The organism is Mycobacterium scrofulaceum (genome assembly GCF_001667885.1).
Classification (GTDB): Bacteria; Actinomycetota; Actinomycetes; order Mycobacteriales; family Mycobacteriaceae; genus Mycobacterium; species Mycobacterium scrofulaceum_C.
Map to the genome: position 1 here is coordinate 1 of NZ_LZJW01000163.1, position 23,144 is coordinate 23,144.

Annotated in this window: 22 protein-coding genes; 7 read left to right on the forward strand and 15 right to left on the reverse strand. The window is 67.1% G+C overall.

Features of this window, described 5'->3' with window-relative positions; genetic code table 11:
* The 11 genes from A5681_RS22675 to A5681_RS22725 all read right to left on the reverse strand — a co-directional run.
* The coding region (locus A5681_RS22675; protein WP_419866346.1) for a mammalian cell entry protein at window positions 1–674 on the reverse strand (674 nt) is incomplete at its 3' end.
* A complete protein-coding gene (locus tag A5681_RS22680; RefSeq protein ID WP_067280794.1) occupies window positions 674–2,398 on the reverse strand; it encodes a virulence factor Mce family protein in 1,725 nt (574 codons plus the stop codon). The genes A5681_RS22680 and A5681_RS22675, both read right to left, overlap by 1 nt.
* A 13-nt stretch (window positions 2,399–2,411) precedes the next feature.
* Window positions 2,412–3,566 (reverse strand): virulence factor Mce family protein, encoded by a 1,155-nt coding sequence (locus A5681_RS22685; protein ID WP_067280798.1) that lies wholly within the window; start codon window positions 3,564–3,566, stop codon window positions 2,412–2,414.
* On the reverse strand, window positions 3,567–5,018 hold the full coding sequence (locus A5681_RS22690) for a virulence factor Mce family protein (protein ID WP_067280802.1): 1,452 nt from the start codon (window positions 5,016–5,018) through the stop codon (window positions 3,567–3,569).
* The gene (locus tag A5681_RS22695) at window positions 5,015–6,079 is read right to left on the reverse strand and encodes a virulence factor Mce family protein (protein WP_067280805.1); all 1,065 of its coding nucleotides are present in this window, start codon (window positions 6,077–6,079) and stop codon (window positions 5,015–5,017) included. Before A5681_RS22695 ends, A5681_RS22690 begins: the two co-directional genes overlap by 4 nt.
* The gene (locus A5681_RS22700; protein ID WP_067280810.1) at window positions 6,069–7,121 is read right to left on the reverse strand and encodes a virulence factor Mce family protein; all 1,053 of its coding nucleotides are present in this window, start codon (window positions 7,119–7,121) and stop codon (window positions 6,069–6,071) included. The genes A5681_RS22695 and A5681_RS22700 overlap by 11 nt, the downstream gene beginning before the upstream one ends.
* On the reverse strand, window positions 7,121–8,323 hold the full coding sequence (locus tag A5681_RS22705; protein ID WP_067280813.1) for a virulence factor Mce family protein: 1,203 nt from the start codon (window positions 8,321–8,323) through the stop codon (window positions 7,121–7,123). Before A5681_RS22705 ends, A5681_RS22700 begins: the two co-directional genes overlap by 1 nt.
* Before the next feature lie 19 nt (window positions 8,324–8,342).
* Window positions 8,343–9,185, reverse strand: a complete 843-nt coding sequence (locus A5681_RS22710; RefSeq protein WP_067280816.1) for an MlaE family ABC transporter permease — start codon at window positions 9,183–9,185, stop codon at window positions 8,343–8,345.
* A gap of 7 nt (window positions 9,186–9,192) precedes the next feature.
* Window positions 9,193–9,957 (reverse strand): MlaE family ABC transporter permease, encoded by a 765-nt coding sequence (locus A5681_RS22715; protein ID WP_067280820.1) that lies wholly within the window; start codon window positions 9,955–9,957, stop codon window positions 9,193–9,195.
* 236 nt (window positions 9,958–10,193) lie between these two features.
* A complete protein-coding gene (locus A5681_RS22720) occupies window positions 10,194–11,108 on the reverse strand; it encodes a 3-oxoacyl-ACP reductase (RefSeq protein ID WP_067280823.1) in 915 nt (304 codons plus the stop codon).
* 43 nt (window positions 11,109–11,151) lie between these two features.
* Window positions 11,152–11,343: a ferredoxin gene (locus tag A5681_RS22725; RefSeq protein WP_067280870.1), complete on the reverse strand. Its 192-nt coding sequence runs from the start codon at window positions 11,341–11,343 to the stop codon at window positions 11,152–11,154.
* Between the two features lie 201 nt (window positions 11,344–11,544).
* On the opposite strand from A5681_RS22725, the gene A5681_RS22730 reads away from it, so the two are divergent.
* The 5 genes from A5681_RS22730 (at window position 11,545) to A5681_RS22750 (ending at window position 16,438) form a co-directional block, all read left to right on the forward strand.
* Complete coding sequence (locus A5681_RS22730) at window positions 11,545–12,726, forward strand: acyl-CoA dehydrogenase (RefSeq protein WP_067280827.1); 1,182 nt, start codon at window positions 11,545–11,547, stop codon at window positions 12,724–12,726.
* Window positions 12,727–12,753: 27 nt separating this feature from the next.
* Window positions 12,754–13,851, forward strand: coding sequence for an acyl-CoA dehydrogenase family protein (locus tag A5681_RS22735; RefSeq protein WP_067280832.1), 1,098 nt, complete (start codon window positions 12,754–12,756; stop codon window positions 13,849–13,851).
* 4 nt (window positions 13,852–13,855) lie between these two features.
* Window positions 13,856–15,403: a long-chain-fatty-acid--CoA ligase FadD17 gene (gene fadD17 / locus A5681_RS22740; protein WP_067280836.1), complete on the forward strand. Its 1,548-nt coding sequence runs from the start codon at window positions 13,856–13,858 to the stop codon at window positions 15,401–15,403.
* Complete coding sequence (locus A5681_RS22745) at window positions 15,387–15,614, forward strand: hypothetical protein (protein WP_067280841.1); 228 nt, start codon at window positions 15,387–15,389, stop codon at window positions 15,612–15,614. Before fadD17 ends, A5681_RS22745 begins: the two co-directional genes overlap by 17 nt.
* A gap of 110 nt (window positions 15,615–15,724) precedes the next feature.
* Window positions 15,725–16,438, forward strand: coding sequence for a serine hydrolase (locus A5681_RS22750; RefSeq protein ID WP_067280844.1), 714 nt, complete (start codon window positions 15,725–15,727; stop codon window positions 16,436–16,438).
* On the opposite strand, the gene A5681_RS22755 is transcribed toward A5681_RS22750, so the two are convergent.
* The 4 genes from A5681_RS22755 to A5681_RS22770 are packed head-to-tail and all read right to left on the reverse strand — an operon-like array spanning window position 16,424 to window position 21,236.
* Complete coding sequence (locus tag A5681_RS22755) at window positions 16,424–17,974, reverse strand: acetolactate synthase large subunit (RefSeq protein WP_067280847.1); 1,551 nt, start codon at window positions 17,972–17,974, stop codon at window positions 16,424–16,426. The two genes, A5681_RS22750 and A5681_RS22755, sit on opposite strands and share 15 nt — an antisense overlap.
* Window positions 17,971–18,795 (reverse strand): amidohydrolase family protein, encoded by an 825-nt coding sequence (locus A5681_RS22760; RefSeq protein WP_067280851.1) that lies wholly within the window; start codon window positions 18,793–18,795, stop codon window positions 17,971–17,973. The genes A5681_RS22755 and A5681_RS22760 overlap by 4 nt, the downstream gene beginning before the upstream one ends.
* A gap of 24 nt (window positions 18,796–18,819) precedes the next feature.
* On the reverse strand, window positions 18,820–19,587 hold the full coding sequence (locus A5681_RS22765; protein ID WP_067280854.1) for a fructosamine kinase family protein: 768 nt from the start codon (window positions 19,585–19,587) through the stop codon (window positions 18,820–18,822).
* Window positions 19,584–21,236 carry an acyl-CoA synthetase gene (locus A5681_RS22770; protein ID WP_067280858.1) on the reverse strand — a complete coding sequence of 551 codons (1,653 nt, stop codon included), beginning with the start codon at window positions 21,234–21,236 and terminating at the stop codon, window positions 19,584–19,586. Before A5681_RS22770 ends, A5681_RS22765 begins: the two co-directional genes overlap by 4 nt.
* 34 nt (window positions 21,237–21,270) lie before the next feature.
* Between A5681_RS22770 and A5681_RS22775 the strand changes: the two genes are divergently transcribed.
* Together A5681_RS22775 and A5681_RS22780 are read left to right on the forward strand one after the other, a co-directional pair.
* On the forward strand, window positions 21,271–22,134 hold the full coding sequence (locus A5681_RS22775; protein WP_067280862.1) for a crotonase/enoyl-CoA hydratase family protein: 864 nt from the start codon (window positions 21,271–21,273) through the stop codon (window positions 22,132–22,134).
* A gap of 130 nt (window positions 22,135–22,264) precedes the next feature.
* Entirely contained in the window at window positions 22,265–23,122 is an 858-nt protein-coding gene (locus A5681_RS22780; RefSeq protein ID WP_067280865.1) for a hypothetical protein, read from the forward strand.
* Window positions 23,123–23,144: the final 22 nt, after the last annotated feature.

Consider the following 23,144-nt stretch of genomic DNA (forward strand, 5'->3'; position numbering starts at 1 on the left):
AACCTCAAGGCGATCTTCCGTTCGACCAACGCGACGTCGGAAGCCGTCATCAACGGCGCCGCCCTGGAGGGCATCGACAACGTCACCGACAACGCCTCCGTGCTGGTGTCGGTGCGGGTCACGGTTGCCGACATCGACGGCGTGAACAAGCCCTCGATGCCCTCCAGGGCGGCGCCGTTGATGACGGCTTCCGACGTCGCGTTGGTCGAACGGAAGATCGCCTTGAGGTTTTCGACGTTGTTGTTGGCACCCAGCATGCCGCGCAACGGCCCTGAGGTGCCGTTGACGAACCGGTTCACGCTGTCGTCGATGTTGTCCTGCTTGTAGCTGAACATGTTGACCACTGTCTGCGTGGCCGTGTCGACGAAGCGTTGGTCGCGCGCCTGTTGAGCGTTGGCGTGCCGTTGCTGGACGACGAGGACGGCCAGGCACCCGGCCAGCGCACCGATGGCCAACAGCGCGGCCGCAAACGAAATCCATGCCACCAGGGCGCGGTGCGGCTGCCGGCGCGGCGGCGGCTTGAGGGACTTGAAGGTCTTGACCGGCTTGGCCGGCTGCGCCGGCGCCGCATCGACCTGCACCGTCACCGACTCGCTCGACTCGGGCTTCGCGGGCCCGGCGGCACGCGACGCCCGACGACGCGCACGCGCAGTGGTCGTTGGCTCGGCTGTCACTACATCGGCCTCGGATCAAGCATCAGGTCCACCCAATTCTCGGCGCTCGACGCGCCGTTAGCACCGGCCGCGAAAATACCAGTGCCCCCGGCCGGGTCCTTGAACGCGCCGGTCTTCTCGTCATAGGTGGTATACGAGGGTCCGCTGGCTTGCGGTTGGCCACCGGGCGGCGGGCCCCACGGTTTCTCCGGTCCCGGGCCCGCCGGCGGGGGATTGATCCCCTCCGGTGGTGCTGGCGGGGGCAGCCACTTCGGATAGGGCAGTTGTGGGGGCACGGGCGGAACCCCGGGCGGCTGCCACGACGTGAACGGCGGTGGCGGTCCGTTGTCGTTGGGCGGCGGCGGGTCGAATGCCGGCTGCTTGTTGGGCAAGGGTCCCGGCCCGGGCACCACACCCGGCGGGGGCGGCCCGGCGATCGGCGTGCCCGGATCGGGTTCCGCACCCGGCGGGATGTAGGGGAACTTGTTGGGCGGCAACACGTTCAGCCCGTTGGTCATCGGGGTGTCGTAGGGCACCGGCGGACCGCGCCAGGGGTTGCGGCCGACGGGCACGTAGCCCTTGGGGTCGCGGCAGAGCTGAATCGTCGGCGCGCGCTTCCCGGGGAATTCCTGGCATGGGTAGTTGCGGGCGCCGCGGACGGTGCTCGGATCGTTCTGGGCGACCTTGCAGTACATGTCTTTCGGCAACTCGCGGACCGTCTCGTCGGCCGGTGTCCGCATCAACGGCGGCGGCAGGAAGCCGACCGCGCACGGCGGCGGGTCATTGAGGTCCAGCTTGAAGTCCAGCTTGCCGCCCTCGTCGAGGGGGGGACCGCCAGCCATGGTGATGATTGCGGCAAATAGTGCCGGCAGCACAACGAGCAAATGCTCGATCGACTTGTGATAGATGACGCCGACGCGGCCCAGGTTAGCCAGGCTGGCCGCCAGCGCCGGGAAGGACGGCCGGATACCGGAGAACGCGGTACTGGCCTCGTCGGTCGCCCCCGGTGCGGTGGCCAGTGTGTCACGGAGCTGCGGGTCGGCCTGCCGCACCTCGGAGGTGAATCGGGCCAGCCCGTCGGCAAGCGACTTGATGTCGGCGCCGGCACGGATCTGTGCTTCCAGGAACGGTCCGGCTTGGTCGATCAACTGCGACGCTTGCGGGTAGTCGGCGTTTGCCTCGTCCACCAACAGCCGGGCGGACTCGAACAGCCGGGCCAGCTCGGGGCCCGACCCGTTGGTCGCGGTGAACGTCTCGTGCAGCAGCTCGCGCAGCCGGGTGTCGCCCAGGCTGTTGGTCAGGGCCTCAGCCCGCTTCAACAGGTCGGCGACGTCCTGGCCGATCCGGGTGTTCTGCCGTTCGATGCGAAACCCGTTGCGCAGCTTGGTCGTTGCCGGTGTGCCCGGCGGCACCAGGTCGATGTACTGCTCGCCGACCGCCGACACACTCTTGACGGTCGCGGTGACGTTCGACGGGATCGGCGTACCGCTGTTCAGCCGCATTCCGGCGGTGACGCCGTTGGGGTTGAGCCCCACCGATTCCACCCGGCCGACGGCGACGCCGCGATAGGTGACGTTGGCGTTTTTATACAGGCCCCCGCCGGCGACGAAATCGGCCGTCCCCGCATAGGTTCCGAGCCCGAACGTTGACGGCAACCGTAGGTAGAACACCGCCATTACCGTCAACGTGATAACGGTGATCACCGCGAAGATCCACAGCTGGATCCTGGTGAGCCTGTCGTGCATCTGTGTCGGCCCCCTAGTGTCCTGAAGCCGTGCCGGGCGGAATCTTGAACGGGTCGGCCGCCTGCCCGGACAGGTTGGCCAATTCGCCCGTCAAGAAGTCGGGTGGGTTGAGAATCTCGCCCATGTGGGCCATGTTCGGGTCGAAGTACGCCGTGGTGAAGAAAGTTTCACCGATCCGGCGCAGGGTGAGGTCAAAGGTAGTGAACACGTTGAGGTAATCACCCCTGACAGCTTGCTTGATGCCGTAATTGGGAAACGGGAAGGTCAGCAAGATCTGCAACGAGGTGACAAAGTTTTTGCGATTGTCGTTGAGGGCCTTGGCCACCGCGTAAAGGTCCTTTAGATCGGCGGCGAAATCGACCTTCGTCTTTGCCAGAATCCGCGAGGTGACGTTGGCCAACTTGTGGAGCGCACTGAACGCCTCGACGATATGGTCGCGGTTCTTGTTGAGCACGCGAATCGCGTCGGGCAGCGTATCCAGCGCCCGGCCCAGGTTGTCCTTGTCGCGCGCCAGGCTCGCCGAGAACCGGTTCAAGCCGTCGACCGCATCGATGATGTCGTTGACCTGACGGTTGAGTCCGGCGGTCAGCTCCGCAAGCCGGGGCATCAGATCCACGAATTGATCCTGCCGGCCCGCGACGGCCTTGTAGGTCTCGTCGGTGATCTCTTCCAGGGCACCGACATTGCCCTTGTTCACCACCACCCCCAGGGCCGACAGCACCTCTTCGGTGGTGGGATAGCGGCCGGTGTTGGACTCGGAGATCTTCGATCCGTCCTTCAGTCGGCCGACGGCCGGTTTGTCCTTCGGGCGCGCCAGATCAACGTGCATCGACCCCAACAGCGATGTCTGCGCGATTGTCGCCGTCGAGTTGGCCGGCAGCACGACATTGGAGTCCAATGCCAATTTCACTGCCGCGTAGAAGGAACCGTCCGGGCGCTGCACGGCCTGGATCCCGGAGACACTGCCGACGGTGACGTCGTCGACCATGACCGGCGAGTTCTGCGGCAGTGTCGCCACGTCGGGCAGGTCAACGGTGATCGAGTACGCGCCGGCGCCGTGCCCGGCGGTGCCCGGCATCGACACCGAGTTCAACCCGTTGAATTGGCAGCCGGCCAGCAGCACGCTGCCCGCCGCCAAAGCGCTGCCGCGCAACAATCTTCGGTGCATCTAGCCGCCCCCCTGGTCGCCCTGCGGGGGCGCCGGTTGGCTCGGCGGCGGCCCGGGAAGGGGCCCGAAGGCGCTCCCCGGGGCGGGGCCGGGCGCGGGTGCGGCATTGCCCAAGGCCGGTCCGGGCGCCGGGCCGCTCTGCGGCGCCGGGCCGCTCTGCGGCGCCGGTGGAACCAGCAAGGCCTGCAGGTCCGCAGGGTTCTGGGCTGCGGGCGGCGTCTTGCCGCCGTTGGCCGGGATCCAGGTCAGTTCCGGGACCGGCATGGCCGACTTCGCTTGGGTTTCCGGGGTGTCATAGATGATCTGGCCTTTATAGGCGGTGATCGTGTTGAGCGGGTGGAACATGATCGGCGGGTAATTGACCGTGAGTCTGCGCAGCACCGGCCCCAGCCGCTCACGGCAGAGCTCGGCGCGCTTGAAGTAGTCGGGGGCGCGCGGGCCGGCGGCCGTCTCGAAGGACCCACCGCAGATGAACTGCACCGGGTTGGCGAATTCCGGTATCGAGAGCAGGCCGTTGAGCGTGCCCTGCGCCGGGTCGTAGATGTTGTAGAAGTTCGAGATGCCCGGACCTGCCACGTGCAGGACCTGCTCGATGTTGTCACTCTGGTCGCTGAGGGTCTTCGCGAAGTCGTTGAGGTTGTTGACCGTGTCGATGATGGTCGAGTTGTTCTCGTGCAGGAACCCGCGGATGTCGGAGAGCGCTTTGTTGAGCGTGCCGAGGGTGGTGTCGAGGTGACGCGAGCTGTCGGCGAGGACCTGGGAGACGGACGCAACGTTCCCGGCGAACTGCACGATCTGTTCGTTGCTCGCCGACAGCGCGTTGACCAGAACCTGGAGGTTCTTGACCGTCCCGAAGATGTCGCTGCGTGAATCCCCCAGCCGCCCAGCGGCTTGCGAGAGTTCACGCAGGGCGTTGTGGAAAGAGTCGCCGTTGCCGTTGAACGTGTCGGCGGCCTGGTTGATCGCCCGGCCCAACGGGCCCTGCATCGATCCGGTGGTCGGCCCGAGTTGCACCGCAAGTTTGGTCAGCGACTCTTTGACCTCGTCCCATTCCACCGGGACCCCGGTGCGACCCAGGCCGATGCTGGCACCGTCGGGCAGTACCGCCCCGCCGGTGTAGGCCGGTGTCAATTGAATGAAGCGGGCCGACACCAGGTTCGGCGACATGATGATGGCCTGGGCGTCCTTCGGGATCTTCACCCCCTTGGACACCGACATGGTGATCTTGACGTCGGAGGGCCGTGGCTCGATCGTGTCGACCTGACCCACCGGGACGCCGAGAACGCGGACCTGGTCCCCCGGATAGAGGCCGACCGCGGACGTGAAATAGCCGACGATGCTGCGCGTGTTGCCGGTCGACGACAGCACGTACACGCCACCCACCAACACCGCGATGAGCGCGATGGCGGTGCTGTAACGCAGCCCCCGGCTGCCGGCGAGGCGCTTGATCATGGCGACTTCGGCCTAATGATCCAGCGCTCCTGGATGAGGCCGCGCAGGTAGTCAGCCAGGCTGGCCGGCATCTTGCCCGGCTGGTAGAAGAAGTCGAACATCGTCGCGATCAGCGGCGCGGGGATCACGCCATAGACGTTGACGTTGAATCCCGGACCGGACCCGACGACCTCGCCGAGCTCGGTGGCGTAGGTGGGTAGCCGTTTGAGGGCCTCGGTGATGTAGTCGCGGCGCTCGTTGAGGTTGCTCAGCACCTCGTTGAGCTTGCCCAGCGCCGGGCCGAACTCCTTGCGGTTGTCGGCAACGAATCCCGAGATCTGCTCCGACAAGCCCTGGATCCCCGAAATGAGCTGCCCCAGGGCGGCCCGCCGCTCGTCGAGCGCGGCGAACAGTTCGTTGCCGTCATCGACCAGCTTGTTGACTTGGTCGGCGCGCTGGGACAGCACGCCGGTCACCGATTTCGCATGTGCGAGAAGGCTTTGCAGCGCCTCATCGCGGCGATTCAGGGTGCGCGACAGCGTCGTCACACCGTCGAGCGCGCCACGCAGCTGCGGGGTGGCGTCGTGCAGCGTGTCGGTCAACACGTTCAGCGCCTGCTCGAATTGGGGCTTGTTCAGGTTGTTGGCGTTCTGCCCCAGGTCTTCCAGCGCGCCGGCGAGGGTGTAGGGCGTGGTCGTGCGGCTGAGGGGGATCGTGGTCGTCTTGCCGCTACCGGCGGGGGTCACCGCGATGGAACGCTCACCGAGGATGGTGTCGGTGCGGATGGCGGCCAGCGACTGATCGCCAACGGCGACATGGCGATCCACGCTGAAGCTGATCTTGGCGCTGTCTCCGGCGAGGCCGACCGAGGTCACCTTGCCCACCTTGAAGCCGGAGACGTAGACCGCGTTGCCGGGGTTGATGCCACCGGCGTCGGAGAAGTAGGCGTCGTAGATCTTTCCCTGTGGCCAGAACGGCAGTGCCGCGTACCCGAATGCGATGAGCACGACGCACACCACCAGCACCACTCCGAAGATGCCGGTGCGTAGCGGGTCACGCTCTCGTCTTGCGTTACTTGACAAAAGCGCACCTCCCCTTGCTGGGATCCACCTGCCCACCGAGGGGCAGCAGGATGTCGCTGCCGGCCGGGCCGTTGATCTTGATGGTCACCGAACAGAAGTAGATGTTGAAGAACGATCCGTACGCGCCTAGCGCGGCCAGCCGCAGATAGTCCTCGCCCAACTGCTCGACGTCGTTGTCGACTTCGGCCTTGCGGTTGTCGATCTCGGTCGCCAGCGGCCGGGTGTTCTCCAGGATGCCTTGCAGCGGCCGGCGTGAATTCTTCAGCAGCTCGGTGAGATCCGTCGTGGTGGAGGCCAGCGGCGGGATGGCGCCCGCGATGTCATCCTTATTCTTTGCCAGCCCGCTGATCAATTGCTGCAACTGGTCGACGCTGGCCGAGAACTGGGCGCTGCGCTGATCGACGGTCTTGAGGACCGTGTTCAGGTTGTTGATCACGTCACCGATCAGTTGGTCGCGCTGGCCCAGCGCCGAAGAGAACGCACTGGTGTCGGCCAGCACGTTTGACAACGCGCCGCCCTGGCCCTGCAGCAGCTCGATGACGGCGCTGCTGATGGTGTTGACCTTGTCCGCATCCAGCCCCTTCAGCACGGGCCGCAGCCCGCCGAGCAGCGCGTCGAGATCCAGCGCCGGCTGGGTGTGCTGGGTGTTGATCGTCCCGCCGGGCGGCAGCTTGCGCAGCTCGCCGGGGCCGGAAGTGATCTCCAAATACCGGTCGCCGACCAGGTTTTCGTAGCGGATCACCGCGCGGGTGGAGGAATAGAGTGTGTAGCGCTTGTCGATTCCGAACGCCACGTCAATGGTGTTGTCTTGGTTGAGCTTCACGCCGGACACCGCCCCGACCGGCACGCCGGCGATGCGCACCTTCTGCCCCGCCTTCAGGCGCGACACGTCGGTAAACGTTGCGTGATAGGTGCTTTCGGGGCCGAACCGGAAGTCGCCGAACACCACCACCAGTCCCGCGGACACCAGCAGCATGGCCACCGCGAAGATGCTGACCTTGATCATCATCGAGCGGTGCGTCGGCATGGCCCCGGCCGGCATCAGAAATCGTCCCGTTCCGCGAAGGCGCCGTGGAACAGGAACTGCAGCGTCGAGGGCGCGTCGAACTGCAGCTCGGTGAACGGCTCATATGGGATGTTGGCGTTGTCGGTGACCAGGAACGGTGCCCGGTACCACGATCCGCCGTGTTGCTTGTTCGGGATGTCGGGCAGCCCGCGGCAGTTCGGGCCTCCGGACGCGTTCACGATCGGCAGGGACTCCGGATACGTGTACGCCGGCGCACCCAACACGAAGCTCGAGGACGTGAACAGACCCGCCTTGCGCACACCGAGAATCGGTCCGAACTCCTTGAGGCCCCGGTCGATGCCGGCGAACAGGCAGCCGAACTCCGGCGAATAGTCGGCCGCCACCTTCAGCGGGGCCCGTAGCCGGTTGATCGCATCGATGAAGTTCTGTTCGGCCGGCGCCAGCGTCTCGTATGCGTTGTTGGCCAGGCCGATCGTGGCCAACAACGTGTCGTTGAGGTTGTTCTGCTGGTCGACGACGGTCTTGTTGATCGTCGGCAGGTTGTCGAAGACGGTGTTGAGATCCGGGGCGGCGTCAGCGTAGGTGTTGGCGACCACCGCCGCCTTGCGGAAGTCCTCCTGCAACGCCGGCAACTTCGGGTTGGTCTGGCGCGTCAGCGTATTCAGGCCCGACAGGATGCCGCCGAAATCGTCGCCGTGGCCGCGCAGACCTTCGGACAGCGCGCTCAGCGTCCCGTTGAGTTCGACCGGGTCGATCTTGTGCAACAGGTCGATCAACGACTGGAACAGGGTGTTGACTTCCAGCTGCACGGCCGAGGCCGCGACATGCGCGTTGGGGCGCAGCGGGGTCGGCGAAGGGTTCTGCGGCGGAAGGAATTCCACCGCCTTGGCGCCGAAGATGGTGTTCCCCGCGATGTGCACCGCCGCGTTGGACGGGATGAAATGCATGTCGTCGCTGTTGATGGCCAGCGTGAGCCGCGCCTGGTCGTCGGAGTAGTCGATGGCCTCGACCTTGCCGATCTGGATGCCGCGGTACTTGACCTTGGCGCCCTTCTCCATCACCAACCCGGCCCGGGGGGCCGAGACCGTGACGGTGTCGTTCGAGGCGAAAGCCGCTGAGTAAGACAGGTAAGTGACGAGGGCGAACGCCACCAACAGGCTGGCGAGCACTGCGGCTGCCAGCCGGACGGAGCTACGTCGCGTGTCTGTTTCTGCCATGTCCCTTTAAGCGGTCCTCTTACCCGGAGAGGTTGAAGTTACCGGACGCGCCGTAGACGGCGAGTGAGATGCACAATGTGATGACGACGACGACGATCAGCGAGGTCCGCACGGCCTGGCCGACCGCGATGCCGACGCCGACCGGACCGCCGTGCGCGTTGTAGCCGTAGTAGGTGTGGACAAGCATCACCGCTATGGACATCACGATCGCCTGCAGGAACGACCACAACAGGTCCGACGGGATGAGGAACGTGTTGAAGTAGTGGTCGTAAAGACCCTTCGACTGTCCGTTGATGTACACCGTGGTGAACCGGGCGGCGAAGAACGCGGCGAGCACCGACAGCGAATACAGCGGGATGATCGCGATCAGCCCGGCGATCAGTCGGGTGGACACCAGGTAGGACACCGATTCCACCGCCATGCATTCGACGGCGTCGATCTCTTCGGACACCCGCATGGCGCCCAATTGCGCGGTGGCGCCGGCGCCGATGGTGGCCGCCAGCGCGATACCGGCGATCACCGGCGCGACCACCCGGACATTGAGGAAAGCCGACAGGAAGCCGGTCAGCGCCTCGATGCCGATGTTGCCCAGGGAGGAGTAACCCTGCACGGCGATGACCCCGCCGGAGGCCAGCGTCAGGAAGGCGGCGACACCCACCGTGCCGCCGATCATGACGAGCGCCCCGGCGCCCATTGTCATTTCGGCAATCAGCCGGATCGTCTCTTTGCGGTACTTGGTGATCGCGTGGGGGATGTGACGCACGGTCTGGCCATAGAACAAGGCCTGCTCACCGAAGTCGTCGACCGGCTCCTGCAACCGGGACGCGAGGTTGCGCAGCCGGTAGGTGACGTCGTAGCTCATCGAGTGCTCACTTCGCCGAGATCCGCACGCCGATGGCGGTCATCACCACGTTGATGACGAACAGACAGATGAACGCGTACACGACCGTCTCGTTGACGGCGTTGCCAACGCCCTTGGGTCCGCCCTTGACGGTCAGGCCGCGATAACAACCGACCAGCCCGGCCATCACGCCGAACAGCAATGCCTTGACCTCGGCGAGAACCAGCTCCCGCAACCCGGTCAACACGGTCAACCCGTTGATGAACGCGCCCGGATTGACGCCCTGCAGGAAGACGGAGAAGACGTAGCCGCCGGACAGGCCGATGGCGCACACCAGGCCGTTGAGCAGCAGGGCCACCACCGTCGACGCCAGCACCCGGGGCACGACGAGCCGCTGGATCGGGTCGATGCCGAGCACCCGCATCGCGTCGATCTCTTCGCGGATGGTGCGCGCACCGAGGTCGGCGCAGATCGCGGTGGCACCGGCACCCGCCACGACGAGCACGGTCACCACCGGACCCAGCTGGGTGATGGTGCCGAACGCGGTTCCGGCGCCGGATAAGTCGGCGGCGCCGATTTCGCGTAGCAGGATGTTGAGCGTGAACGCCACCAGCACGGTGAATGGGATGGACACCAGCAGGGTGGGGACCAGCGACACCCGAGCGATCATCCAGGTCTGTTCCAAGAACTCGCCCATTTGGAACGGCCGGCGGAAAGTCTGCCGGCCGGTGTCGATCATCATTTCGAAGAACCCGCCGACAGCGCGAGCGGGAACCGCAAGTTGTTCCCTCAACTTGGCTACCCCCCTCGGCTGCTCGCGGCGAAGTCTGTGCGTCGCCTTTGCGGTGTCTTCCGTCGCATGCGGCTCGATGTGAGCCGGATCATATTAACTCAGAACAAGATAAAGGTGTCAATGAACAGCATTTCCTTGTCCGAAACGTTAATTACCCAGGTCAGACACCGTTACAATAATCGAAATTGACACACGTTCCACCTGCTGATTCCCCCCCAGGAAGTAACCTCACACGGTTATTGCTCCATCAGCCCGACCGCGGAAAAGTTGCGCTCGGGATCCCGCCCAGCAAAGTACTGTTGCAGCGTCGCGCTCAGTTGTCCGGGCTCCCAGGCCGGACCCTCGGCGCTGAATCGATGCTCCGCCGTCGGCGCGGCGACCAGTGTCACCTGCGGACCGTAAACGATGAACACCTGCCCGTTGACCTCCGCGGCCGCCGGAGATGCCAGGAACTTGACGAGGCTGACCACATGCTCGGGCGACAGCGGGTCGATGCCGCCGTCTTCCACCTCGGGCGCGGCGCCGAAGACGTCGGCCGTCATCGCGGTGCGGGCGCGCGGACAGATCGCGTTGGCGCACACGCCGTAGCGGCCCAGCGCCCGCGCCGCCGTCAGGGTCAGCGAGATGATGCCGGCCTTGGCCGCACCGTAGTTGGCCTGCCCGACCGGGCCGACCAGCCCCGCCTCCGACGCGGTATTGACCAGCCGCCCGAACACGGTCCCCCCTGCGTCCTTGGCCTTCGACCGCCAGTAGGTCGCGGCGTTGCGGGTCAGCAGGAAGTGGCCGCGGAGATGCACCGCGATAACCAGATCCCACTCCTCGTCGGACATGTTGAACAGCATCCGGTCGCGGGTGATGCCCGCGTTGTTGACGACGATGTCGAGACCACCGAGGCCGTCGGCCTGGGCGACCAACTCGTCGGCGGTTGCGCGTTCGCTGATGTCGCCGGCGACCGCGACGGCCTTGGAACCCGCCGAGTTGATCTCGTCGATGACGTCCGAGGCGTCCAGGGCGGTGGCGATGTCGTTGACGACGACGGTCGCGCCGAGCCGGGCCAGGCCGAGCGCCTCGGCCCTACCCAGTCCCGCGGCGGCACCGGTCACCACCGCGACCTTTCCGGATAGATCGGTCGCGTTCGCGCTGCTAGTCAATTTATGAATACCTCTAGTTTCTCAGGCCGCAGTAGGGCTCGAATTAGTCGCCGCGCAACAGCGCGGCCCGCGGGCATTCGGCGATCGCCTGCTCGGCCAGCTGCTCCTGATCGGCGGGGATCGGATCCAGCTTGACGACGGCGTAATCCTCGTCGTCCAGGTCGAAGATATCCGGCGCGATTCCCAAGCACACAGCGTTACCTTCGCACCGGTCGTGGTCGACGATCACCCGCACAGCACCCTCCTTGCACCTGGCCTTCACCTGAGGACATGCCCCATCAGTATGTAGGACCACCATAGGGCCCGGATACCGCTAGGGAAACGGTCGCTGGAATCTCAGACTAGAACGTGTTACAACCGGGAAGACGAACGGGTAGTCGTCGGCCGAGTAACGTCGGCTAATCGAGGCGAATCACGTTAACAAAGGACGGCTGGGATGCGCATCAGTTACACCCCTGAACAGGAGGAGCTGCGTCGCGAGCTGCGGTCGTACTTCACCAAGCTCATGACGCCGGAGCGCCGCGAGGCGCTGACCTCGTCAGGGGGTGGCGAGGTCGGCACCGGCACCGCCTACCGCGACACCGTCGCGCAGATGGGCAAGGATGGCTGGCTGACCCTGAACTGGCCCAAGGAGTACGGCGGTCAGGACCGTTCCCCGATGGATTCGCTGATCTTCACCGATGAGGCCGCGATCGCCGGCGTGCCGGTGCCGTTCCTGACCATCAACAGCGTGGCGCCGACGATCATGGCGTTCGGCACCGAGGAACAGAAGAAGTTCTTCCTGCCCAAGATCGCCGCCGGCGAACTGCATTTCTCCATCGGATACTCGGAGCCGGGCGCCGGCACGGACCTGGCCAACCTGCGCACCACCGCCGTCCGCGACGGCGACGACTACGTGATCAACGGGCAGAAGATGTGGACCAGCCTGATCGCGTACGCCGACTGGGTCTGGCTCGCGGTGCGCACCAACCCCGAGGCCAAGAAGCACCGCGGCATCTCGATGCTGACCGTGCCGACGACCGCCGAAGGCTTCTCGTGGACGCCGGTGCACACCATGGCGGGTGTGGACACCAGCGCCACCTATTACTCCGACGTGCGGGTCCCGGTGACCAACCTGATCGGTGAGGAGAACGGCGGCTGGAAGCTGGTCACCAACCAGCTCAACCATGAACGCGTCGCCCTGGTGTCGGCGCAGCCGATCTTCCTCGCCCTGCAGGAGGTTCGCGAGTGGGCCCAGAACACCAAGGATTCCAGCGGCGCCCGGCTGATCGACTCGGAGTGGGTGCAGATCAACCTGGCCCGGGTGCACGCCAAGGCCGAGGTGCTCAAGCTGATCAACTGGGAGTTGGCGTCCTCGGACGGCGAATCGCTCAACCCAGCGGACGCGTCGGCGGCCAAGGTTTACGGCACCGAGTTGGCCACCGAGGCTTACCGGCTGCTGATGGAGGTGCTGGGGACGGCGGCAACGGTGCGCCAGAATTCGCCGGGGGCGCTGCTGCGCGGACGGGTCGAGCGGATGCACCGCGCGTGCCTGATCCTGACCTTCGGCGGCGGCACCAACGAAGTGCAGCGCGACATCATCGGCATGGTCGCGCTGGGTCTGCCCCGAAACCGCTGAGCCCTCTTCCCCAAAGGACGAACAACGATGGACTTTTCGACAACCGAAGCGGCCACCGATCTCGGCGGACTGGTCGACACGATCGTCAACTCGGTGTGCACACCGGAGCACCACCGTGAACTCGACAAGCTCGACCAGCGGTTCGACCGCGCGCTGTGGGGCAAACTCGTCGACGCCGGCATCCTGACCAGCGCCTCGGCCACCTCGGTGGGCGGCGACGGTTTCGGGGTACTCGAGCAGGTCGCCATCCTGGTGGCGCTGGGCCACCAGTTGGCGGCCGTGCCGTACCTGGAATCGGTGATGCTGGGCGCCGGAGCCCTGGCACGGTTCGGCAGCGAAGAGCTGCAACAGGATTGGGGCGCGCCCGCGGTCAACGGCGAGAAGATTATCACCGTCGCACTCCTGGGGGAGATGGGCGAGGGGCCGGTGCGGGCCACCCGCGCCGGTGACGGCTACCGCCTCACCGGCACCCGCACCCAGGTCGGCTTCGGACCGGCGGCCGACGCGTTTCTCGTTCCCGCCGAGACCGATACCGGCACCGCGGTTTTCCTGGTTGCCGCCGGCGACCCCGGAGTCTCGGTGACCCCGATCGAGACCACCGGCCTGGGCAGCGTCGGACACCTGGCGCTGGACGGCGCGGAGGTGGACGGCGCCCGGATGATCGGCGGCGCCGAGGTCGTCGTCTGGCTCGACACGCTCGCGGCCCTGGGCCGCAGCGCCTACCAGCTGGGCGTGCTCGAACGCGGGCTGCAGCTCACCGCCGAATACGCCAGGGAGCGGGAGCAATTCGATCGCCCGATCGGCAGCTTCCAAGCGGTGTCGCAGCGGCTGGCCGACGGATACATCGACATCAAGGGCTTGCGGCTCACCCTCACCCAGGCGGCCTGGCGAGTCTCCGAGGATGTTCCCGCCGAGATCGACGTGGCCAGCGCCGCGTTCTGGGCCGCCGACGCGGGCCACCGGGTGGCGCACACCATCGTGCACGTGCACGGGGGAGTCGGCGTCGACACCGATCACCCGGTGCACCGCTACTTCCTGGCAGCCAAGGAGGCCGAGTTCGCCTTGGGCGGCGCCACCGGTCAGCTGCGCCGGATCGGCCGCGAGCTGGCGGAAACCCCTGCCTGACTTCGTGCTTCCGCCCGACCCGACGGTCACCAAACTGCTGGCGCCGCTGGCAGAAATCGGCGACCGGGGTGTCTACTTCGAGGACACGTACACCTCCTGGCGCGATCACCTGCGTCACGGCGCGGCCATCGCGGCGGCGCTGCGGGATCGCCTCGACCCGGGGAAGCCGCCGCACGTCGGCGTGTTGCTGGAGAACACCCCGTTCTTCTCGGCGATGCTCACGGCGGCCGGCATGTCCGGGATCGTGCCGGTGGGGCTCAACCCGGTGCGCCGCGGCGACGCGCTGGCCCGGGACATCGCGCACGCCGACTGCCAGGTGGTGCTGGCCGACTCGGGTTCGGCCGCCGCTCTGGGTGACAACGACCACGTGAACGTGGACTCCGCCGAGTGGGCCGACGAGGTGGCCGCGCACCGCGATGCCGAGCCGCACTTCCAATCCGCAACGGCCGCAGACCTATTCATGCTGATCTTCACCTCGGGCACGAGCGGCGAACCCAAGGCGGTGAAGTGCAGCCACGGGAAGGTCGCGATCGCGGGCGTGACGATGAGCCAGCGATTCAGCCTGGGCCGCGACGACGTCTGTTATGTGTCGATGCCGTTGTTTCATTCGAACGCGGTGTTGGTCGGCTGGGCGGTGGCGGTCGCCTGCCAGGGCTCATTGGCGTTGCGGCGCAAGTTCTCCGCCTCCAACTTCCTGGTCGACGTCCGCCGCTTCGGCGCCACCTACGCCAACTACGTCGGCAAGCCGCTCTCCTATGTGTTGGCCACGCCCGAGCAGCCCGACGATGCGGACAACCCGCTGCGCGCGGTGTACGGCAACGAGGGCGTGCCCCGTGATGTCGAACGCTTCGCGCGCCGGTTCGGGTGCGTCGTGCAGGACGGATTCGGTTCCACCGAAGGCGGTGTGGCGATCGCGCGCACCCCGGACACCCCGGATGGTGCGTTGGGCCCGCTTCCCGAGGGCGTCGACATCGTCGACCCCGAGACCGGTGAACCCTGCGCCGTGGGCGTGGTCGGCGAACTGGTGAACACCGCCGGCGCGGGCCGCTTCGAGGGTTACTACAACGACGAGGCGGCCGAGGCAGAGCGGATGGCGGGCGGGGTCTACCACAGCGGTGACCTCGCCTACCGCGATGACGCCGGTTATGCGTACTTCGCGGGGCGGCTGGGCGACTGGATGCGCGTCGACGGTGAAAACCTCGGCGCCGCTCCGATCGAGCGGGTGTTGCTGCGGCACCCGGACGTGACCGAGGCGGCCGTGTACGCGGTGCCCGACCCGGTGGTCGGGGACCAGGTGATGGCCGCGTTGGTGCTGGCCCCGGGAGCCGAGTTCGAGGCCGAGAAGTTCCGCGCCTTCCTCGCCGAGCAGCCAGACTTGGGACCCAAGCAATGGCCGTCCTACGTCCGGGTCAGCGCGGAACTGCCGCGCACGGTGACCTTCAAGGTGCTCAAGCGCCAGTTGGCGGCGCAGGGCGTCGACTGCGACGATCCTGTCGTAAGGATCGCGCCGCAAACGGGAAGGGGAACGTCGGCCCATGCCGAAGATTCGTGAGTTGATCGCCGGGTCGGCCCTCATCGCGTCGCTCGGCGGCGCGGCGCTCGGTTTCGGCGCCGGTTGTGCCGCCGGCGATCCGGTGCCGCCGCCTCCTCCCCTGCCTCCTCCGCCGCCGCTGGTTTACGCGCCGCAGACGCCGGAACGTGCCCCGTGGGAACCGCCGCCGCAGGACCCGGGGCTGCCGCTGCCGCCGCTGCCGCCGGGCTAGCGACGCGCCGTCACCCGTCGCGCACTCTGCGGTAAGAGCGTCGACGATAATGCTTGACTGCACAGACACGTCGGGATCGAAGGAGACGCGATGGTTGGTCCGGTCAGCGCATGACTACCCGGCCCCTGGAGACCGCGCTCGAAGCGAGCTTCGATCAGCTGTCCGCCGCGATGCCCGCGGAGGTCGGGGTCGCGATCGCCCGGCCGGACCGCACCTATTCGCTGGGTCGATGGTGGTCGGGTGTCGCGTGGTCGACGATCAAGGTGCCGTTGGCCATCGCGGCGCTGCGCTGCGACTGGTTGCGCGCGAAAGACCTGGCCGTCAAGGCCATCACCGAGTCCGACAATCACGCGTCGGAGCAATTGTGGTCCGCGCTGGGCGATCCCGAGGAAGCGGCGCGCCGCGTGCAGGGCGTGATCGCCGAGGGCGGTGACACCGCCACGGTCGTGGAATCGCGTCGGCTTCGGCGCGGCTATACCGCGTTCGGCCAGACGCAGTGGACCCTGCAGCGGCAAGCCCGCTTCGCCGCGGAGTTGCCGTCGATCCCCGATTCGTCCGATGTCATCGACCTGATGCAGCGCCTCAGCAGCGGCCATCGCTGGGGCTTGGCCGCCAAAGGCTTTGCGGCCAAGGGTGGTTGGGGACCGGGGATGCAGGGCGACTATCTGGTGCGGCAGTTCGGGATCGTGCCGACGCCATCGGGGCAGTGGGGCGTGGCCCTGGCGGCCAGGGTCCACGACGGGGTGCTGGAGACGGGCGTCGACGCCCTCAACACCATGTCGGAGTGGGTCCTCAGCCGGCTTCCCGGGCTAGCCCGTTATTGACGGCACCACGGCGTCGATCAGGTGCGGCCCGGGTTCGCTCAACGCGTGGCGCAGCGCGTCGGCGAGTTCCTCCGCGGTGGTGACGCGGCGGGCGGGCACACCCAGCCCTTCGCTGATCTTCACGAAATCCATTGTGGGGCGGGATAAGTCGAGTAGGTCGAGCGCCTTGGGGCCGGGAGCCGATCCAGCCCCCACCCGCGCCAACTCGATCCGCAGGATGTCGTAAGCGCTGTTGTCGTAGATCACGGTGGTCACGTCGAGGTTTTCCCGCGCCTGAGTCCACAACCCGGAGATCGTGTACATGGCGGAGCCGTCGGATTCCAGGCAGAGCACCGGCCGATCGGGGGCGGCGACCGCGGCGCCCACCGCGGCCGGGATGCCGTACCCGATCGCCCCGCCGGTCAACGTCAGCCAATCATGGGCCGGCGCCCCCGCGGTGGCCTGGGCGAGCAGCACACCGGAGGTGTTCGACTCGTCGACGACGATCGCGCCCTCCGGCAGCAGCGCCCCGATCACGTCGGCCGCCGATGCGGATGTCAGGGCACCCGTCGGCAGCTGGGGCCGCGCCGCAACGGCAACGGGCGCAACGGTTCCGGGGGCCAGCTCGTCGGCCACCGCGGCGAGCGCCTCGGCGGCACCGCTGTGCCCGGCGAGCACATGCACCTCACAGCCGGCCGGGACGAGGTCGCTGGGCATGCCCGGGTAGGCGAAGAAGGACACCGGCGACTTGGCGCCCGCCAGCACCAGATGCTTGGCGCCGTCCAGCTGGGCGGTGGCGGCCTCGGCGAAATAAGCCAGGCGCTCGACGGCGGGAACGCCCGCGCCCCGCTCCAGCCGCGCCGGGAACGTCTCGCACAACACCCGCGCGCCGGTGGCCTGCGCGATCCGCGCGGCGGCCGCAAGGCCCGGTCCGCGGGTGGCGTCACCGCCGATCATGACGACCGTCGGTTCCCCCGAGCGCAGCACCTCGAGCACCTCGAACGCCAACCGCGGCTCGGCCCCCGCCGGCTCCGCGGGTGTCGTCGGTACGGGTTGCGCCCCGTCCGACCACGACGCGTCGGCGGGCAGGATCAGCGTCGAAATCAGCGAACCCGCGCGGCTCGCGGCAATCGCCTCAGCGGCGTCGGACGCGACGTCCTCGGTGCGTTCGGTGCGGCGCATCCACCCCGAGACGGTTCCCGCGAGCGCGTCGATGTCGGATTCCAGTGGGGCGTCGTACTTTTTGTGGTACGTGGCGTGGTCGCCGACGACCACCACCATCGGCACCTGAGCACGCCGGGCGTTGTGCAGGTTGGCCAGGCCGTTGCCCAGTCCGGGGCCCAGGTGCAGCAGCACTGCGGCCGGCCGGCCGGTGATTCGGGCGTAGCCGTCGGCCGCACCGGTCGCGACACCCTCGAACAGGGCCAGCACGCCGCGCATTTGGGGGACGGTGTCCAGGGCGGCCACGAAGTGCATCTCCGAGGTGCCCGGGTTGGCGAAGCACACGTCGACGCCACCGTCGACCAAGGTGTTGATCAGGGCCTGGGCACCGTTCACGTGACTGCCTCCAGTTTGAAAACGCGCTCGGCGTTGCCGTGCAAGAAGTCTCGGCGGCCGTCATCGGTCAGGTCGAGTTCCGCCAGTCCGGCCAGGGCGTGCGCGTGGGTGATCATCGGATAGTTGGTGCCGAACAGGACTTTGCGTTGTCCGGTACCGGTTTTCATGAACCGGATCAGCTCGTCCGGAAGCCGTTTGATGGTGTAGGCCGAGGTATCGATGTAGACGTTCTCGTGTTTGCGGGCGACCGCGACCATCTCCTCGGTCCACGGATAGCCGACGTGCCCGCACACGATCACCAGCTCGGGGAAGTCGAGGGCCACCTGGTCGATATAGGGAATCGGGCGGCCGGTCTCCGAGGGGCGCAGCGGACCGGTATGTCCCACCTGGGTGCAGAACGGCACTCCCAGCTCCACGCATTCGGCGAACAGCGGATAGTAGCGACGGTCGGTGGGCGGCGCGTTCCACAACCACGGCACCACCCGCAGGCCCAGGAATCCCTCCCGAACGCGGCGTCGCAGTTCGCGGACCGCTTCCATCGGTCGGTCCAGGTCGACCGCGGCCAGGCCACCAAACCGGTTCGGGTGCAGGCTGATCCACTCGGCGACCTCGTCGTTGGAGACCAGATCCTGCCCGCCGGGGCCGCGCCAGGCGCTGAGCAGTCCGAAGCGGACACCGGCGGCGTCCATCGTTGCGACGCTCGTCTCGATCGGGACGTCGGCGTCCGGGATGGCGTCACCGGTCCAGCGCCGCAGGGATGCCAGCATGTCGCTGCGCAGGAACCGCGCAGTGGGGTGCTGCATCCACACATCGACCGTCATCGCGATCAACAGTAGACGCCGGGGTTAGAGGGCCAGCGCGGCGCGGGCGCAGGCGTGCGTCCGCTGGGCGTGCCCGCCACCGAACAGCACCACGTGCGCCAGGAGAGGGAACAGCTGGTGCAGCCCGATGCGGTTGCGCCAGCCGGCCCGCAGGGGCCTTGCCCGCTCGTAGCCTTCGACGATGGCGTCGTAGTGCGGGCAGCCGAACAGCGCGAGCATCGCCAGGTCGCTCTCGCGGTGGCCGGCGTGCGCGGCCGGGTCGATCAACACCACACCGTCGGGCGTCCACATCACGTTGCCGCCCCACAGGTCGCCATGCAGCCGGGCGGGCCGGTCGTCGTCGTCGAAGTCACCGGCGCGGCACCGCTGGATGACCGAGTCGATCACCCCGCGGGTGGTGGCGTCGAGCCGCGCCGCCGCCAGTTCGGCCATCGGCGCCAGCCGCTCCTCGGCGTAGAACTCGCCCCAGCGGCCGTGCCGCCGCAGCGACATCGGCAGCGGCTGGGAAAGCGGTCCGAAGAACCCGGGCCCGTCCCACCCGTCCGGCCCCGCACCGAACGCGGGGGCGCCGGCATCGTGCGTGACGGCCAGCCGGCCACCGAACGCACGCGCCGCCTCGGGCGTCGGCGTCATCGAGTCCAGCCGCCGCAGGGTCAGGCTCGTCGCATCGACGGAAACCACGTGGGCGCACGACACGCCGCCGTCCACACCGGCCAGCCACCGCAGCCCGGCGGCTTCCCACCCGAAGTAGCCGCTGGGGGCGGCGGGGTGCTGCTTGACGAAGTCGGTCAAGCGGTTACGTGCGCGGCGTGCACGTCGTCGGCGGGCCGCGCCTCGGTTTGCTCCTTGGCCCAGCGGTAGTCGGGCTTGCCGGCCGGTGAGCGCTTGACCTCCTCGACCAGCCAAAGGCTGCGCGGCACTTTGTATCCCGCGATCTCGGAGCGCACGAAGCGGTCCAGCTCGGCCAGCGTCGGGCGGGTTCCCGGCCGCGCCTGCACGACGGCGGCCACGTGCTGCCCGTACCGGGGGTCGGGCACGCCGACCACCAGGGCGTCGAAGACGTCGGGGTGCCCCTTGAGCGCCGCCTCGACCTCCTCGGGGTAGATCTTTTCGCCGCCGCTGTTGATCGATACCGAGCCGCGGCCCAGCATCGTGACGGTACCGTCCTCCTCGACGAGCGCCCAGTCGCCCGGGATCGCGTAGCGGACGCCGTTGATGGTCTTGAACGTCTCGGCCGTCTTCTTCTCGTCCTTGTAGTAACCGACCGGGATGTTGCCCTTCTTGGCGATGAAGCCGCGCACCCCGGAGCCGGGCTTGACCTCGTTGCCGTCCTCGTCGAGCACGACCGTGCGGTGGTCGATGGTCACGCGCGGGCCTCCGCTGTGCGGGGCGTCCTTCGCGACGATGCTGGTGCCCCCGAATCCGGTCTCCGAGGAGCCGATGGAGTCGGTGATGACTCGGTTGGGCAACAACTCGAGGAGCTTCTCCTTGATGCTCGGGGAGAACAGCGCCGCCGTGCTGGCGAGCAGGAACAGCGACGACAGGTCGTACTCGTTCCCCTGATCTTGGTGGGCCAGCAGCGCGTCAAGCAGGGGCCGCGCCATCGCGTCCCCGGTGAAGAACAGCAGGTTGACCTTGTGCTCGTGGATCGTGCGCCAGACCTCGTCGGCGTTGAATTCCGGTGCGAGCACGGTGGTTTGACCCGAGAAGATCGACATCCAGGTCGCCGACTGCGTGGCGCCGTGGATCATCGGCGGGATCGGGTAGCGGACCATCGGCGGGTTGGCGGCCGCGGCCTTGGCCAGGTCGTACTCGTCCTCGACGAATTGTCCTGTCGCGAAGTCGGTTCCGCCGAAGAGCACCCGGTAGATGTCCTCGTGGCGCCACATCACGCCCTTGGGGAAGCCCGTCGTGCCACCCGTATACAGCAGGTAGATGTCGTCGGCGCTGCGCTCGCCGAAGTCGCGCTCGGGTGAACCCTGCGCGATCGCCGAGTAGAACTCGACCCCGCCGTAGCGCTGATAGTCGTTGTCGGAGCCGTCCTCGATGACCAGGATCGTCTTGACGTTGGGCGTGTCCGGCAGCACGTTGGCCACGCGGTCGGCGTACTGGCGTTCGTGGACCAGGGCGACCATGTCGGAGTTGTCGAACAGGTAGCGCAGCTCGCCCTCGACGTAGCGGTAGTTGACGTTGACCAGGATGGCGCCCGCCTTGACGATGCCGAGCATCGCGATGACGATCTCGATGCGGTTGCGGCAGTAGAGCCCGACCTTGTCGTCCTTCTTCACCCCCTGGTCGATCAGGTAGTGGGCGAGGCGGTTGGCCTTCTCCTCCAGTTGGGCGTACGTGAGCTTCTCGTCACCGCAGATCAGGGCGACACGGTCCGGCACAGCGTCGATGGCGTGCTCTGCGAGATCGGCAATATTCAGGGCCACGGCCACCAAATTAGAACGTGTTACATTTCTTGACAAGCTCATGCCCCTCGTCGACGGAAAGGCGGTAGCCGTGGCAGCGCAGAATGGTGAGGCCCCAGCAAACGAGCAATCCGGACCCTCTGAGGCAGACGCGCTGGTGGAACAGCGCGGTCACACCCTGATCGTCACGCTGAACCGGCCGCACGCTCGCAACGCCCTGAGCACCGAAATGATGGAAATCATGGTGCAAGCCTGGGACCGCGTCGACAATGACCCGGACATCCGGTGCTGCATCCTGACCGGGGCCGGTGGCTACTTTTGCGCCGGCATGGACCTCAAGGCGGCAACCAAGAAGCCGCCGGGTGAGTCCTTCAAGGACGGCAGCTACGACCCGTCGCGAATCGACGCGCTGCTGAAGGGTCGGCGGCTGACCAAGCCGCTCATCGCGGCCGTCGAGGGCCCAGCGATCGCCGGCGGCACCGAGATCCTGCAGGGCACCGACATCCGCATCGCCGGCGAAAGCGCCAAGTTCGGCATCTCGGAGGCCAAGTGGAGCCTCTACCCGATGGGCGGGTCGGCCGTGCGGCTGGTGCGGCAGATCCCCTACACCGTCGCCTGTGACCTGCTGCTAACCGGCCGGCACATCACCGCCGCCGAGGCCAAGGAGATGGGCCTGATCGGGCATGTGGTGCCGGACGGGCAGGCGCTGTCCAAGGCGCTCGAGATCGCCGAGATCATCGAGAACAACGGCCCGCTGGCCGTACAGGCGATCCTGCGGGCGATCCGCGAGACCGAGGGCATGCACGAGAACGAGGCCTTCAAGATCGACACCCAGATCGGCATCAAGGTCTTCCTGTCCGACGACGCCAAGGAAGGTCCCCGGGCGTTCGCCGAGAAGCGCAAGCCCAACTTCCAGAACAAGTAGACCTCTCGGGCGCAGACCCCTCGGGGCCCCTTTCTCGCCGAACGTGCTCTCAGGGCGGGAAAATCGGCGAAATCCCGCCACCAGAGCACGCTCGGCGAAATTTGTCGGTGTTCGACCGCACACTTCCCGCGTGATTGCACCATTTCTCGGCAGCGAAGCGCGGGCATCCGGCGAAGTAACGCGCCACGCGCTACGCACCCGGTTCGTCGCGATCTATCCCGACGTCTACGTTCCATCCGGATCTGACGTGACCGCCACGATGCGTGCTCGAGCCGCCTGGCTGTGGTCACGCCGCCGCGCTCTCATCGCCGGCCACTCTGCGTCGGCACTGCACGGCGCCAGGTGGGTCGACGACAGGGCGCCGGCGCAGTTGCTCTATCAACACCGGCGGCCGCCGCCGGGAATTCACACCTGGCTGGATCGAGTTGCCCCCGACGAGATACAGCTAGTCCACGGGATGTCGGCAACGACCCCGTCGCGAACCGCCTTCGACCTGGCTTGTCGCAATCCCATCGGCAGAGCCGTCGCCGCAATCGATGCGCTGGCAAGAGCCACGAAGCTTGATACCGCCGAGGTCGAACTACTCGCCGAACGCTACAAAGGGCACCGCAATGTCAGGCGCGCCAGGCAAGCACTCGAGCTGGTTGACGCCGGAGCCGAGTCACCTCGCGAGACCTGGTTGCGGCTGTTGCTGATCAACGCCGGTTACCCGCGTCCGCAAACGCAGATCCCGGTCTACGGTGCGTACGGAGAACTCGCGGCGGTGCTCGACATGGGGTGGGAGGACATCAATCTCGCCGTCGAGTACGAGGGCGACCATCACCGGACCGATCGCCGGCAATTCAACCGGGACATCGCGCGTTACGAAGCGCTGTCGGATCTCGGCTGGATCGTCATCCGGGTTACCGCCGACGACACACGGGGCGGAATTCTGCACCGAGTGGCTGCGGCCTGGGCCCGCCGAACGTGCTCTGGTGGCGGGATTTAGGCGATTTTCCCGCCCTGAGAGC

Coding starts and splice junctions, on each gene's coding strand:
- A5681_RS22700 (WP_067280810.1), bottom strand. CDS start 7,121: ATGCCGGCCGGGGCCATGCCGACGCACCGCTCGATGATGATCAAGGTC.
- A5681_RS22705 (WP_067280813.1), bottom strand. CDS start 8,323: ATGGCAGAAACAGACACGCGACGTAGCTCCGTCCGGCTGGCAGCCGCA.
- A5681_RS22680 (WP_067280794.1), bottom strand. CDS start 2,398: ATGCACGACAGGCTCACCAGGATCCAGCTGTGGATCTTCGCGGTGATC.
- A5681_RS22745 (WP_067280841.1), top strand. CDS start 15,387: ATGCCGAAGATTCGTGAGTTGATCGCCGGGTCGGCCCTCATCGCGTCG.
- A5681_RS22685 (WP_067280798.1), bottom strand. CDS start 3,566: ATGCACCGAAGATTGTTGCGCGGCAGCGCTTTGGCGGCGGGCAGCGTG.
- A5681_RS22750 (WP_067280844.1), top strand. CDS start 15,725: ATGACTACCCGGCCCCTGGAGACCGCGCTCGAAGCGAGCTTCGATCAG.
- A5681_RS22735 (WP_067280832.1), top strand. CDS start 12,754: ATGGACTTTTCGACAACCGAAGCGGCCACCGATCTCGGCGGACTGGTC.
- A5681_RS22710 (WP_067280816.1), bottom strand. CDS start 9,185: ATGAGCTACGACGTCACCTACCGGCTGCGCAACCTCGCGTCCCGGTTG.
- A5681_RS22760 (WP_067280851.1), bottom strand. CDS start 18,795: ATGACGGTCGATGTGTGGATGCAGCACCCCACTGCGCGGTTCCTGCGC.
- A5681_RS22730 (WP_067280827.1), top strand. CDS start 11,545: ATGCGCATCAGTTACACCCCTGAACAGGAGGAGCTGCGTCGCGAGCTG.
- A5681_RS22775 (WP_067280862.1), top strand. CDS start 21,271: ATGCCCCTCGTCGACGGAAAGGCGGTAGCCGTGGCAGCGCAGAATGGT.
- A5681_RS22690 (WP_067280802.1), bottom strand. CDS start 5,018: ATGATCAAGCGCCTCGCCGGCAGCCGGGGGCTGCGTTACAGCACCGCC.